The 13888-nt window shown below is 35.6% G+C and carries 11 protein-coding genes and 1 pseudogene; 11 read left to right on the forward strand and 1 reads right to left on the reverse strand.

What is annotated here, in order from left to right:
• The first annotated feature begins 352 nt into the window (after window positions 1-352).
• The 5 genes and pseudogenes from AC4BHA_RS05930 to AC4BHA_RS05950 all read left to right on the forward strand — a co-directional run bounded on the left by AC4BHA_RS05930 (window position 353) and on the right by AC4BHA_RS05950 (window position 3769).
• A pseudogene (locus AC4BHA_RS05930) lies at window positions 353-1095 on the forward strand (TspO-related membrane protein).
• An 11-nt stretch (window positions 1096-1106) separates the two neighbouring features.
• Window positions 1107-1433 carry a hypothetical protein gene (locus AC4BHA_RS05935; RefSeq protein WP_490558287.1) on the forward strand — a complete coding sequence of 109 codons (327 nt, stop codon included), beginning with the start codon at window positions 1107-1109 and terminating at the stop codon, window positions 1431-1433.
• Between the two features lie 294 nt (window positions 1434-1727).
• A complete protein-coding gene (locus tag AC4BHA_RS05940; RefSeq protein WP_139891203.1) occupies window positions 1728-2111 on the forward strand; it encodes a hypothetical protein in 384 nt (127 codons plus the stop codon).
• A gap of 234 nt (window positions 2112-2345) precedes the next feature.
• A complete protein-coding gene (locus AC4BHA_RS05945) occupies window positions 2346-2999 on the forward strand; it encodes a response regulator (RefSeq protein ID WP_066100207.1) in 654 nt (217 codons plus the stop codon).
• A 125-nt stretch (window positions 3000-3124) separates the two neighbouring features.
• The gene (locus tag AC4BHA_RS05950) at window positions 3125-3769 is read left to right on the forward strand and encodes an EAL domain-containing protein (protein WP_490558288.1); all 645 of its coding nucleotides are present in this window, start codon (window positions 3125-3127) and stop codon (window positions 3767-3769) included.
• A gap of 130 nt (window positions 3770-3899) precedes the next feature.
• Here the strand turns inward: AC4BHA_RS05950 and AC4BHA_RS05955 are convergent, their stop codons facing one another.
• The gene (locus tag AC4BHA_RS05955) at window positions 3900-4610 is read right to left on the reverse strand and encodes a DsbA family oxidoreductase (protein ID WP_490558289.1); all 711 of its coding nucleotides are present in this window, start codon (window positions 4608-4610) and stop codon (window positions 3900-3902) included.
• Between the two features lie 448 nt (window positions 4611-5058).
• Here AC4BHA_RS05955 and ppc point away from each other — a divergent pair, with 448 nt between their 5' ends.
• From ppc to AC4BHA_RS05985, 6 genes are all read left to right on the forward strand, one after another.
• Window positions 5059-7809, forward strand: coding sequence for a phosphoenolpyruvate carboxylase (ppc, locus tag AC4BHA_RS05960; protein WP_490558290.1), 2751 nt, complete (start codon window positions 5059-5061; stop codon window positions 7807-7809).
• Between the two features lie 518 nt (window positions 7810-8327).
• A complete protein-coding gene (locus AC4BHA_RS05965) occupies window positions 8328-8789 on the forward strand; it encodes a competence protein ComK (protein WP_490558291.1) in 462 nt (153 codons plus the stop codon).
• Window positions 8790-9167: 378 nt separating this feature from the next.
• Window positions 9168-9389 (forward strand): DUF2187 family protein, encoded by a 222-nt coding sequence (locus tag AC4BHA_RS05970; RefSeq protein ID WP_066102241.1) that lies wholly within the window; start codon window positions 9168-9170, stop codon window positions 9387-9389.
• Window positions 9390-10127: 738 nt separating this feature from the next.
• The gene (locus tag AC4BHA_RS05975) at window positions 10128-11666 is read left to right on the forward strand and encodes a class I adenylate-forming enzyme family protein (RefSeq protein WP_490558292.1); all 1539 of its coding nucleotides are present in this window, start codon (window positions 10128-10130) and stop codon (window positions 11664-11666) included.
• 24 nt (window positions 11667-11690) lie between these two features.
• Complete coding sequence (locus tag AC4BHA_RS05980) at window positions 11691-12581, forward strand: R2-like ligand-binding oxidase (RefSeq protein ID WP_139891201.1); 891 nt, start codon at window positions 11691-11693, stop codon at window positions 12579-12581.
• 109 nt (window positions 12582-12690) lie between these two features.
• The gene (locus AC4BHA_RS05985) at window positions 12691-13869 is read left to right on the forward strand and encodes an acyl-CoA dehydrogenase family protein (RefSeq protein WP_490558293.1); all 1179 of its coding nucleotides are present in this window, start codon (window positions 12691-12693) and stop codon (window positions 13867-13869) included.
• Window positions 13870-13888: the final 19 nt, after the last annotated feature.

Consider the following 13888-nt stretch of genomic DNA (forward strand, 5'->3'; position numbering starts at 1 on the left):
AATATAAAAAAGCAATCTTAGTTGAAAGGCTTCATTTCCTAATTATAATGGGGTTTACCTAATAAAAAGAATGTTTTAATTAATATTCTTGCCAAATTGTCAGGTTAGTATAGTAAAGAGAAATGTTAAAGAGAGGTCAGTCTAAATCAGATAATAATTTGCAAGCAAGTTGAAGCCAATTGAATAAAATGCGACAGAGTACTGTCGGCCATTTATTATCTAAACAGTATAGGAAGAGTTTTGTTGAACTATTCTCCAAGTTCTAGGTGATAACCTGGCTATTGTATTAAATGGTTAAAGGGTTGTGAATTGAGGAATATATTGACTATCTTATTCTTGGAAGGGGTTGTTTATGATTAGACGGGAGTTAAATACTCTTGTCTTTATCTTAATTGTGGTTATTAATGCTTTGGCTAACTTGCTGCCAATCAACGGTCAGACGACAGGAGAAATATCAAATCGAATTGATGTATTAATCACACGTGCAGGTTACGCATTTTCTATCTGGTCTTTAATATTTTAATAGGTATATGGATTATTCGACAGTATCCAAGGGAGCGTCGAGGATTGCCTGTTTATACAAATACTAGCATTATATTTATGTTAAGCGGGCTATTGAACTGTACGTGGATCCTGACCTGGCATTATGAATATTTCATAGCTAGTCTTGCTGTTATGTTTACCTATTTAATCAGTTTGATCATCTTGTATAGGCGAATGAAAAATAGCAATCCTGGCTTATTAGACATCGCACCATTTTCAATCAATCTTGGATGGATTAGTGTTGCGACAATTGTTAATGTAGCTTATGTATTGAAAGAATATGGGTGGGACGGCTTTGGTTTATCCGGTGAGATATGGACAGCTATTATGCTTGTGGTTGGTACAGGACTGGCGATTATCTTTAAATTTAAGGAATCGAATTATTGATATCCCTTTGTCTTTGTTTGGGCATACAATGCGATTGGAATTCGTAATCAGGAGACTTCAGAGGGCATTGCCTACATGGCATATGGGTTGGCTGTTATCATCTTTATTGCATCATGTATCCCGGTAAACAAACAAAAACAAACATATAATCACAACGTAAGGTAGATAAATAGTTAATGTTAAAGAGGCTGGGACAAATAAAACGAAATAAAGACAATAGAGCTCAGCATAATCCTCCTTCAAATATACCGATCAGAATGCTAGTTTATAAATTTGAAAGGGATATGAAGGGTATACATAAAAGAAAGTTTGGAGAATTATTCCGTGATTGGCTGAACCGGATTCATTTAAATAATGATGAGCTGAATCGTCAATTAAGCGAAATATATGAAAGATCTCGTTATGGGGAAGAGGATATTCCGAAAAACGATGTAAAGTATTTAAAGAGATGCTTAAGCAAATTAAGAAACAATTGGATAAATCAGCTGAATAATTGGATATAAATAGATATGATAAGCACCGACTGGATAATAAATAACAAAAATATATTATAGCACGTGCAATAATGAATTAAATTTATAGCAATGTAATAATACAGCTGCCCACAGATTTTCTTCTAGAAGGATAAAAATTTCATGATTATTAGTTAGATAAATAAGTAAAAGGGCTTATCTTCCTTAAATATTAAAATGACTTTGGGCATCTTTTCATATCCGTAGGTAACGACTTATACTAAAAATATAAATTAGTCAGAATATTTGGTATTATGGAATTGGAAAAACTCTAAAGCAGGGAGGATGAAAGATTTGTTGATTCATTCACACGAAAAGAGTTTACATAAAAATAGAAGCAGGATAAGTACACAGGTACCCTATATGGATAATCCGGATCAAAAACTTGATGTTTTATTAAATGTAGCCGGGAATGTACTTTTGGTTCAAGGTTATCTGATGGAATTTGAGAAGATGATTCAATTATCTAAAGATGCAAAAAGGATAAAGAGACAGTACATAAAAATTATGAATTATATTAATGCGGAATTGCATGAAGATTATCGGGAATATTATTCAGAACGTGCCCAAACTTTATATGCTGAGTATATGAGATCATCTAAAAAAAGAAACTTTGGAGGAATCCATATACTTCATAGATACATACCACAGCGTAAATCCATCTATTAATAACTAATCATATTATTTTTCTGATCTTTATAAGAGCCTCATTTCCTTTTTAGGGAATGAGGCTCTTAGTTTATTTTACAATACTAGGAATACTTAGGAAAAAAGTATATACTTCGACAAAACTTGTTATTATACTAGGACTATAGACTTGTTTTACCAAAAATTACAAATAGGTAAAGTGTATAAAACTTTTCAATAATCCAGTAACGAAGGGTAAGAAGTGATGTGGAATGTATGAGTAAAATAAATATTCTTATAGGAGAGAGTCAGGCCATTATTCGTGATGGATTATTTATGATTTTGAAGGATGAACATGACTTTGAAATGACAGGTTGTGCTGGAGATACTGATAGTCTTATAAAAATGATGTCTGAGCAAAAACCAGATGTAATACTCCTTGATAGCAATCTTCCTCCAAATGGAGGGAATGAAGCCTTAGCAATCATTAAAAATGCCTATCCTTCCAGTCAAGTAATCATGCTTGCAGCGGATACAAATGAAGATGAAATCATCGATAGTATCAAAAAGGGAACAACCGGGTATATTTTAAAAAATGTGGAAACGAAGCATCTTCTTTATTCAATTAGGCAATGCGTGAATGGGCATATCGTACTGCCCTCTATTATTCAAAAGAATTTAATTATGTATTTACAAAATGAACCATCATCGCCAATACCAATTAAACTGGAGAAACAGGGAATTAACCTGAACGATCGGGAACATGACATTATTAAACTATTGTCAGAAGGGCATACAAATGAACAAATAGCCCACTATTTATTCTTATCTAATGGTACAGTTAAGAATTATGTAAGTCAGCTATACAGAAAGTTTAAAGTAAATAACCGTTCAGAATTGATGGCTTATATATATTCTTTAGTGAATTAAATAAATAGGAATGAAATAGTCGATTGAACTTCACCCAAGAATGGTCGATAAATAGAGTGGGATTCTTTTTAATACTCACTAAATTATTGATTAGGCTGCTAGAAATGAAAAGAGGTGAGCTATCTTTGTTTAGTCATTATTATACCTATGGATTCATGTCGCCGGCTGTATTCATCAAGATAGCTGAAGAGGCCAAACTTATTGTACCGCTTGAAAGGTTAATTATCCGCCAAGTATTCCAGCAAATTAAGGTATGGAAAAGGGAAGGGATATATATTCAACCTATTTCAATAAATATATCTGTTATACATTTTTCACAGGAGGACTTTGTTGAATTTTTTGCAGAAGCATTAAAAGAATATGGGTTAACCGGGAAAGAAATTGGTATTGAAGTGACCGAAACTATCATGATGCATGATAAACAGGAAAATAATCATTTATTGCAACAGCTCCGTCAAATGGGGATACAAGTCAGTATTGACTTTGGAACCGGATATAGTTCATTTAGTTATTTAAATCAATTGGCTGTTGACACTTTAAAGATTGATAAAAGCTTTATTGATGATTTCGAAAGTAATAGTAAAATCATTTCTGCTATTATTTCGATGTCACATTCTCTAAATTTGAAAGTAATCGCTGAAGGTGTGGAGACGGATAAGCAGATGGCATTTCTAAAAAGTATCCGCTGTGACGAAGCCCAAGGTTATTTATATTCAGAACCTGTGCCTGCACATGAACTAAAAACAAAGCTTAGGAGAATCGCTAATTAACTAGTAAATTAGGTCCTTGTTCTTATGCATAGAACAAGAGGCTTTTTAGTTGAGGGAAAGTATCTGTCCAAAAATAAAAAACGCGAGCAAGGCTATTAGGATTTATTGCCTTCTCGCGTTTTATTCGATTTTAATCGAAGCATCCATCATCTGTGCAAAATTCATATACATGTTGTTTGTTTGAAGCGGTCATTAATGCCATATCATATTCTTCTTCCCATACATCCTGAAGCACTTCTTTAAGTGTTTCAGTGCTTTGGGCTCCGGAGATGGCATATTTATTATTGAATACGAATAAAGGGACTCCCTTAACTCCTATTTGTTCGGCTATTTGTATATCCTCATTTACTTGTTGTTTATATTGCTCCGTGTTAAGTACATCTAGTACTTCATGTCCGGGAAGTCCTATTTCATTTGTAAGTTTCAGAAGGGTTGCGCGGTCTCCTATATGCAGTGATTCAGAAAAATAAGCTTTAATTATTCGTTCAGTCATCTCCTCGCTTTTCCCATACTCCTTAGCATAGTGGGTAAGACGGTGAGCATCTGTTGTATTTGTAGGAATCATTGAATCAAAGCGAAATATAATCCCTTCTTCGCGGGCCTGTTCAGATATATGTTCATTCATTTTTCTGGCATGGTCAACTGTAGTGCCATATTTAGCAGCAATAAGCTCATGAATATTTGAATTTGATTTCTTTGGAGCATCAGGCTGCAGTTGATAGCTGTGAAAATGTACTTCTATCTGATCTTTGTATATGAATTCAGCTATGGCGGCTTCTAATCGCCGTTTCCCTATATAACAGAAAGGACAAGCATAATCGAACCATATATCAACTCTCATTTTTCAAGCCTCCCTGGTCTATCTGGTTGTATGTTCAAAGTATACATTTTCAAATAGGGCATGACAATATACATGCTTGCAGGTGTGTGTCTTCTCGGGTAACAGTTCGGAGTTTAATTGCTCTATGTAGTTTGCCTTAGATACATATTATACATGTTGATATATATATGAATGCTGCAACCAGAGGAATCTGGACTAATTAAATTTTCCGCTTTTGAACAAAGGAATCCTGATAAATACAGTTATTTTATTTGATTATAATGACTTTTACAACAATGGAATATTCCTTTTCAAAAAGCGAAAGAGATATGTCACTTTATACATGGTTATCAATAAAACAATGAAATTGAGTTAAATAATGTCATTTATTTAGATAGTTATATATAATTAATAGAAATACTCGAAATATTTGAAGTATTTATTGGTTAGAGAGTGGGAGGGATTTTGAGTGGTCACAAAACAGGATACGAATCAGCCGTTGCGCAAGGAAGTAAAATTGCTAGGCAATATACTAGGCGAGGTTCTCATTTATCAGGGTGGACAAGAGCTTTTTAATACCGTTGAAAAGATTCGTACAATGTGTAAATCTCTTCGTTTACACGTGGAAGATGAGACGTATCATACATTAAAAAAGGAAATAGAAATGCTTAGCCCAGAGACAAGAATGCAAGTTATTAAGGCTTTTTCCGTTTATTTTCACTTAATAAATGCAGCTGAACAAAATCATCGTATTCGACGAAAGCGTGAATATCAACTGAACAATTCCGATGAGCAGCCTGGTTCAATTGAAAAAGCCATCCAATCTATGAAGGATAAAAATATTAGTGGTGAAATTATACAGCATGTTCTTGAACGAATATCACTGGAATTGATTATTACTGCCCATCCTACAGAGGCGGCTAAACGGTCTATATTAGAAATCCAAAAGAGATTATTACTTCTCCTTAAAACGCTTAATAATCCTATGTTAACCGAAAATGAATATAAGGAAATTAAAGAAGACCTCTATAATGAGATTACTACTTTATGGCATTCTGATGAATTAAGGGACAGGAAACCAACAGTCATTGATGAAGTCAGAAATGGATTGTATTATTTTGATAAGATTTTCTTTGATGTCCTACCCGAAATACATCAGGAAGTAGAAGACAAATTGACTGAACATTACAGCGGTGAAATCTGGAATGTGCCAAATTTTCTTCGATTCGGTTCATGGATTGGAGGGGATCGGGATGGAAATCCGTATGTAACCCCAGCTGTTACATGGGAAACTGTAAATAGACACAGAGCATTAGTTCTCAAAAAATATGAAAAGGCTTTAATTGAATTAATGAAACGTTTATCTCACTCAACAGTCCAAATTAGAGTTGGTGATGAGATAATGAGATCGATAGAATTGGGAGAATCAAAATATATAAACGACGATAAAAAATGGCCTGTCAAAAATGAAGCGTACCGTCGTAAATTGGCTATTATGGTTGAACGTGTCCGCATGGTGGCTAATGATGAACGAGGGTATCAAACATCGGAAGAACTGCTTGAGGATTTACTGATGATTAAAGAAAGTATAGATACGCATCATCCAAAAGGGCATCAGTTAAAGCTTTTACATAAATTAATTAGACAGGTTCAGTTGTTTGGCTTCCATCTTGGAACATTGGATATTCGAAATCATAGTGATGAGCATGCAGGTGCCATTGATGAAATCCTAAGGAAAATTAAGATTACAGACAGTTATGCAAATTTGACTGAGTCTGAAAAAGAAAAGCTGCTGGAAAAATTGTTGATGGATCCAAGGCCGCTATTGCTAGACAATGAAGAATATACCAAGGAAACGCAGGAAATTATTAAGGTATTTAAATTAATCAAAAAGGCCCATAAAGAATTTGGAAAAGCATCCATTAGGGTTTATATCGTCAGTATGACACGTTCGGCAAGTGATTTGCTGGAAGTTTTATTATTGGCCAAAGAAGCAGGATTATATAAGCTTCATGCAGATGGTACAGTTGAAAGTGATTTGAATGTAGCTCCATTACTAGAAACAATAGAAGATTTGTCAAACGGACCTGCTATTTTAAAAGCATTGTTTGACCTGCCAGTTTATCGTGAGCATCTAAGAAAGCTGAAAAACCAGCAGGAAATTATGCTGGGGTATTCGGATGGCAGTAAGGATGGGGGGACTCTGACCGCCAATTGGAAGCTTTATAAAGCACAGATAGAACTGCATGAATTGGCAAAGGAATATGATATTTCAACAAAATTCTTTCACGGACGTGGTGGTTCTCTTGGCCGTGGTGGCGGGCCTTTGAGCAGAAGTCTTCTCTCTCAGCCGCTCGAAACACTGGGAGACGGGGTGAAAATAACAGAGCAAGGAGAGGTATTATCGTCTCGTTATTTAATAGAAGACATCGCATATCGTTCCTTAGAGCAAGCAACGTCAACGCTTCTGGAAACGGCTGCTAATGTTTCGAAATCTTCTGAACAAGGCCATTTAAGGGATGATAGCTGGGTACGCGCCATGGAAAGTATCTCTGATATCTCTTATGAAAAATATCAGTCACTTGTATTTAAGGATGAAGGTTTTTTAACTTACTTTAACCAAGCTACACCTCTAAAAGAAATTGGTGAACTGAATATTGGTTCCAGACCGATGGCTCGTAAAAACAGTGATAAGTTTGAAAATTTACGAGCTATTCCCTGGGTGTTTGCCTGGACACAAAGCAGACAGTTATTTCCTGCTTGGTATGCTTCCGGTACTGGTCTAGCAACATACGCATATAAAGAAAAAGGCAATATAGAGACATTGAAAGAGATGTATCAGGATTGGCCATTCTTTAGATCCACAATTGATAATTTGCAAATGGCATTAATGAAAGCAGATCTTAAAACAGCGAAAGAATATGCTGATTTGGTTGAAGATCCTTTAATTGGAGATCGGATATTTGAGGATATAGTGGAAGAGTACAACAAAACCAAATCAGTTCTGCTTGAGATAACTGGAGATGAAGAATTACTTGATCAAACACCGAATATTAAGGATTCAGTTCGTCTTCGAAATCCTTATGTGGACCCATTGAATTTCATTCAAGTTCACTTAATTAAAGAACTAAGAAGTTTAAAGGAAGTGGATACCCAATTAGTTGTTCAGGTATTACATACGATTAATGGTATAGCCGCAGGTCTTCGTAATACAGGATGATTGATTAAGGTAGGGAGGATGACAGTAGAGTCATCCTTCTTTTTATTTTCTTGAAATGCGTAAAAGCATTTATTTGAATTTATTGTGAAAAATTAAAAATTAAATTTTACAGGTAAATTTTCTCCGAATTTAAAGGTTTTCCTACGGGAAACATGAAAATTATACGGTAAAAACTGCTTATTTATTATGATTTTGCTATAATACCAATTTCAAAATATATTATTATAATATAAAAACCTAAGGATGTAAATAAACGATAGATTTTAAGGTAAAGAGGCTTATAAAAAATGATATAGGAAAGATTTGGAGAAGAATGTCGGTTGTCATATAATTATTTAAGGATAGGATAAAAATCCTATCTATTTCCAGGAAAGGAGATTAAGAGGATATCAGAAATTGGGCCTGCAGTCTGGGGGACCGGGCCCAATAGTCTGTTGCTGGGTATACCAACATAATAGTAGTATACCCATTATTGAATAGAAAGCAAATATAATTCAAAAAGGGTGGAGTATATGATAGTGGAAAACAGACCATATATTAGGATAGATACAAAGGTTTTATTACCCGTTTTTGTGGAAGGTTATTTGTATACTCAGTTATATTTTCAGGATACTTTTTATATGGTGAAGAAATCTCCGCTTGCTATTTTAAAAGACAGTATCATTGGCTATGGTGCTGATTATCAGGGGGCAAAAAACAGTTCAAAATCATATCTGGGAGGAAGTTATATTTTGCCTCTGCAGATTAGCGGCCAACATAGTATTTATATGTTTCCGACTCATTCTTGTCGTGATGTAGAATGTGCTTGGATAGCACTAGATCACTATCGAGGATGCGACCCGATTGATAGTAGTGAGTGTTACGTATACCTTTCCAATCAAACAACTATAAACATTAATTGTAAAGCATCCATACTAATGAAACGCTATAATAACGCATTAAAGCTAAAAGATAAAATAGAAAAGTTCAGTCTCACTTAATGATCTTTCTTTGAAATCATGAAGGCTGTTTAATAGAAAGTTTCGTAATTTTGAAAAATGATATTCTAAAAGTTTAGATTAAAAGAATTCAGCACTAGACTGGATTCTTTTTTGTTAGGTTTTAAGTGCAAAGCGACAGACGTACTGGTACTTCTATCTATTTAAGATATAAATAGTAAATAATCAGAATAGTAGTTATATTAGAAAACAAAATGAGAAAATAGACTCTTTTTTTTGAAAACTCAATTGATTCTTAATACTATTTGTGTTAAATTCTATGTAAATGGTCACAAATTACACTGATTTGTTGAATTAATTACTAAATTATGCATAAAAATTTATATATTAGTCTGATGAGGAGGAAAAGAAGTGGATAATATGCTACTAAATGAACTTGCTATAGAGGATAAAGGTAAAGTGGGAGATATCGTTGAATTTGAGCGACGTGGTCTTTCTATTTTAGGAAAAGTATCAATTGTTAGGGAGTTATCATGTATTGTTGAAATAGATGAAGAAGTAGCAGAGCATTTTTGTTATGAAACACCGAGAACGGTCGTGCGCCATAATAATTACAAAGTAGTTAGATCATCATCCATGTAACCTGTATCTGTCTATAAAACTAGCACTTAAACTGAATGAAATAGATTTAATAATCTGAAATATTCATATATAGATAAAAGCACTCGGTTTATGAACTGTACATAAAAGTTAGCTGCTTATCTAACTTTCTTAGTTCAGATTTTTATGCTGAGTGCCTTTATCTGTTCATTCTTCTTGTAACCAGGGACTTGGTCTATCAATCTGTATAAAAAGCTGGTTATTCCCACAACAAAAAAATTTATTCCCCCAACAAATTATTATAATAATTTTTCTGAATATTTAAATTATAGGTAGGAATTTAAAGGTCGTGTAAAGAACATATTGTAAGAAGCATAGTGGAATTAATCATCTGAAAAAAGATAGCTTTGTTTGTATCGACAGTTTTTTAAAATTTTATTTGAAAACGCTTACATGCGAAGGGGGTGTTTAATCGGCTTTGTTTATTCTTTTATTTACGTCCTGGAGTCTTTAGATAAAAAGGTAAAGTAGTACCGTAATTTTTCTTTGTTTCTAATATGCAAGAGAATGGTTAACTGCTACATTGAAAATCCTTTGGTAAATTTATGAATCCTCTGAGGTATCGTAGCGTTTTAAATAGGAATAACACTTCAAGATTAGCAGTGTTCAGTTTGATATAATTGGTAGTTTTAATTGGTAGGTCCTTATAGGAAGCTTCAAACTGGAGACATGAGAATTTATTTTTTTTTGTGAAAAATTCCGCGAATTGGAGGAGAAAAAGTGAGGCTATCACAATTGCTTGATTCGAATATTGAAAAATTCGATGAGTACTCTTTTTTATTCTATGGAAACAAGCAATTTACAAATGTAGAGACAAGGAGATATGCCAATCGATTGGCCAATGGATTTAGAAATAGAGGGATTCAGCCAGGAGACAGAATCCTTGTCATTATGCCAAATATGCCTGAAGTATTAATTGCGTATCAAGGGATAACAAGAGCCGGTGCTATCATTGTACCTGTTATGTTTTCACTCCATCCAAAAGAAATTGCCTATATTGCCGCAAATTGCGGAGCCAAACTAATTATCACCTCTAAAATCATACTCGATCATATCCAACAAGCGATTGATTTATTAAACATAAAACCAACCGTAATTATTACAGATGATGATACTTCCAGTACTGCGATTAATATATATGAATATATGGATTCCAATGAGAATTTGGACAAGCGATTTTCTATAGATATCGATTCAAAAGATACTGCTGTTATTCTCTATACCTCAGGTACTACAGGTAACCCAAAGGGAGTTATGCTGACTCATTCAAACCTCTATTCAAATGCGGTTAACTCTGCCAAACATGCTAATACAGAGAGAGGAACGACACTCGGAATTCTTCCGCTAGCTCATGTGTATGGGTTAACCATATCAAATACATGTTACATAGTGGGAAGTTCAATTGTTATCTTCTCCAGGTTTGACCCTGCAAAAACATTAGCAGCAATAGAAAAGCACAGAATTAAATCGTTTGCCAGTGTTCCTGCCATGATTCATGCCTTGGTCTCGTATCCTGATTATAATCAATACGATCTTCAAAGCTTGGAATCTATAAGTTCAGGTTCTGCGCCATTACCCACTGCCTTGCTGGCAGCATTTGAAGAAAGGTTTGGGGCAAAGGTTTATGAAGGTTATGGATTATCTGAGGCCTCACCTATTGTTACAGCTCATAAAAAGGGTCAGCCGGTTAGACCCGGATCTGTTGGATTTCCTATACCGGGGGTACAAATTAAAATTGTGGATGGATTGGCTTTGGAGCTGCCAACCGGTGAGATTGGAGAAGTGGTGGTGAAGGGAGAAAATGTGACACCCGGTTATTTTCACAATGAAAGCGAAACAAACAACGTATTAATAGACGGTTGGTTGCATACGGGAGATTTAGGACGTATCGACGAAGATGGTTATTTATATATTGTCGACCGAAAAAAAGATTTAGTTATCCGTGGAGGATTCAATATTTATCCACGTGATGTAGAGGAGATATTAAGTCAGCATCATGCGGTATCTGAAGTGGCTGTCATTGGAATACCAGATGCCAGTATGGGTGAAGAGTTGGTAGCATGCATTGTCAGGGAATCAAAAAAAGATATCCAGGAAGAGGAACTAATTGCATATTGCCAGGAACATCTTGCAAAAAATAAAACGCCAAGAAAAATATTATTTTTTGATGCACTACCGCGGAATGGTGTAGGGAAAATTCTGAAGACTCATCTCCGAACTGCCGCATCCGAGAGAATAATAGAGCGGGACTATAAATAATTTTAATGAAGGGAGTTTATAAATATGAGAGAAACCATTACAGCTACGTCAAGAGGCCTCTTGGTAGATTCATTTCCATATCGTTTGTATCAAAAAGCAAAAAGGGTGGGGACATGGAATCCAGCTGATATCGATTTTACAAAGGATGCTACGGATTGGAAGCAGGCAACACCGGGACAAAGGCATAGCATTCTTCGTCTTCTTTCACAATTTCAGGCAGGAGAAGAAGCTGTCACACTTGATTTATTACCGCTTATGATGGCAATTGCCAAGGAGGGACGGATTGAAGAGGAAATGTTCCTGACTACCTTCCTGTTTGAAGAAGCAAAGCATACTGAATTTTTTAGAGCCGTCTTGGACGCAATTGGAGAAAAGGGTGAGTTAAATCCTTTATTAACAGATACGTATAAGCAAGTATTTCAAGTCATTTTACCAAATGCAATGGATCGCCTGCTTACAGATCAATCACCTGAGGCGATTGCGGATGCCTCCACTGTATATAACATGTTTGTAGAAGGGGTACTTGCTGAAACGGGATATTTTTCATTTTATCAATCGCTGGAAAAATCAAATTTAATGCCAGGATTGCTTGAGGGAATTGGCAATTTGAAGAGGGATGAATCTCGCCATATCGGCTATGGTACTTACTTGCTTCAGCGTTTGATTTGTGAGCATCCTCATATATATGATGATGTTGTCATGAAACGGATGGCGGAGTTAACGCCGCTGGCTCTAACAATTGTGGAAGAGGGATTAACAGATGCGGATATAGAGGCATTTGGGACAAGCCCTGAAGAGGTTGTTAACTTTTCCATGAAGCAGCTTCAAATTAGAATGGATATTCTATCAAGGGCGAGAGGAAAGAAAATTGAAGAGATCTATAGAACTTCTGAAAGCGAAGTTGGCATGATTTAAGTAAGAACACTCGACTCTATAAATCTAGTAAATCTATTCAGGTGCTCTATAGAGCATCTGTAAATAAAACATACCGACTGGTTAGTATTTAAATGATAGGGGGATTAGTATGTATTTACGTTTAACTGATGAACAAAAAATGGTTCAAAAAACAATTCGTAGATTTGTGGAAAAGGAATTAATGCCATTAGAAAATGAAGTGTTACGAAATGAACGAGAAGGGAAACCAAGCCTCTCTCCGGGTAAGCTTAAGGAATTACAATTAAAAGCGAAGGAAGCTGGATTTTGGGGCATTAACACACCTGAAGAATATGGCGGCGCTGACTTAGGTCAGATGATGATGGCTATTGTAGCTATTGAGGTAGCCAAAACGTTTGTCCCTTTCACCTTTGGCGGTTCAGCGGACAATATTCTGTACTATGCAAATGATGAACAAAAGAAAAAATACTTGATCCCTACAATAAACGGTGACAAGAAATCCTGTTTCGCCATGACAGAACCAGGTGCAGGCTCGGATACGCAAAATATAAAAATGACAGCTGTAAAGAATGGCTCAGAATGGGTCCTTAATGGAGAGAAGACCTTTATTACGGGAGGAAATGATGCTGACTTTGTTATGGCCATGGCAATTACCGATAAACAACAGCACATCGAATCAAGAGGTCGTGAAGGAGTAACCTGTTTTATCGTAGACCGTGATATGGGATGGCGTTCTGAGTTTATCCAAACGATGGGGGAAGGAGGTCCAGCCGGATTAGTGTTTGATAATGTTCGAGTTCCTGAGGAAAATATCTTAGGTGAATTGCATAAAGGATATAATTTAGGGCTTGAATGGATTGGCTTTGCAAGATGGATTGTAGGAGCGCGCGCTGTTGGTGCGGCTGAGCGATTATTGCAAATGGCAATTGATTATGCAAAGGAGCGTATCACATTCGGTAAACCAATTGCCGAGCGACAAGCCATTCAATGGCAGATAGCTGATTCTGCGGTTGAGATTGAAGCAGCGAGGTGGCTTACCTTAAATGCTGCATTTACTCTTGATTATGGGGAAGATAACCGGCATGTAGCGTCGATTGCAAAATTGTATGGGGCCAATATGGGAAATCGGGTGGTCGATCGGGTTTTACAAATTCATGGTGGTATGGGTTATACGAGAGAATTACCGATTGAGCGTTGGTACCGTGAAGCAAGACTTTGGAGAATTTATGATGGAACTGACGAAATCCAGCGAATGATCATCGCCCGTAATCTTATAAAAGGTCATGTTAAAATAGGAGAATTTAGCTGAATCAACTCCTAATAAAAGG

The organism is Pradoshia sp. Z3_51 (assembly GCF_058215915.1).

Bases quoted from the DNA above. Each gene is read 5' to 3' on its own strand.
- AC4BHA_RS05980 (WP_139891201.1), top strand. From the start codon at position 11,691: ATGAGAGAAACCATTACAGCTACGTCAAGAGGCCTCTTGGTAGATTCA.
- AC4BHA_RS05945 (WP_066100207.1), top strand. From the start codon at position 2,346: ATGAGTAAAATAAATATTCTTATAGGAGAGAGTCAGGCCATTATTCGT.
- AC4BHA_RS05940 (WP_139891203.1), top strand. From the start codon at position 1,728: ATGAAAGATTTGTTGATTCATTCACACGAAAAGAGTTTACATAAAAAT.
- AC4BHA_RS05985 (WP_490558293.1), top strand. From the start codon at position 12,691: ATGTATTTACGTTTAACTGATGAACAAAAAATGGTTCAAAAAACAATT.
- AC4BHA_RS05935 (WP_490558287.1), top strand. From the start codon at position 1,107: ATGTTAAAGAGGCTGGGACAAATAAAACGAAATAAAGACAATAGAGCT.
- AC4BHA_RS05955 (WP_490558289.1), bottom strand. From the start codon at position 4,610: ATGAGAGTTGATATATGGTTCGATTATGCTTGTCCTTTCTGTTATATA.
- AC4BHA_RS05970 (WP_066102241.1), top strand. From the start codon at position 9,168: ATGCTACTAAATGAACTTGCTATAGAGGATAAAGGTAAAGTGGGAGAT.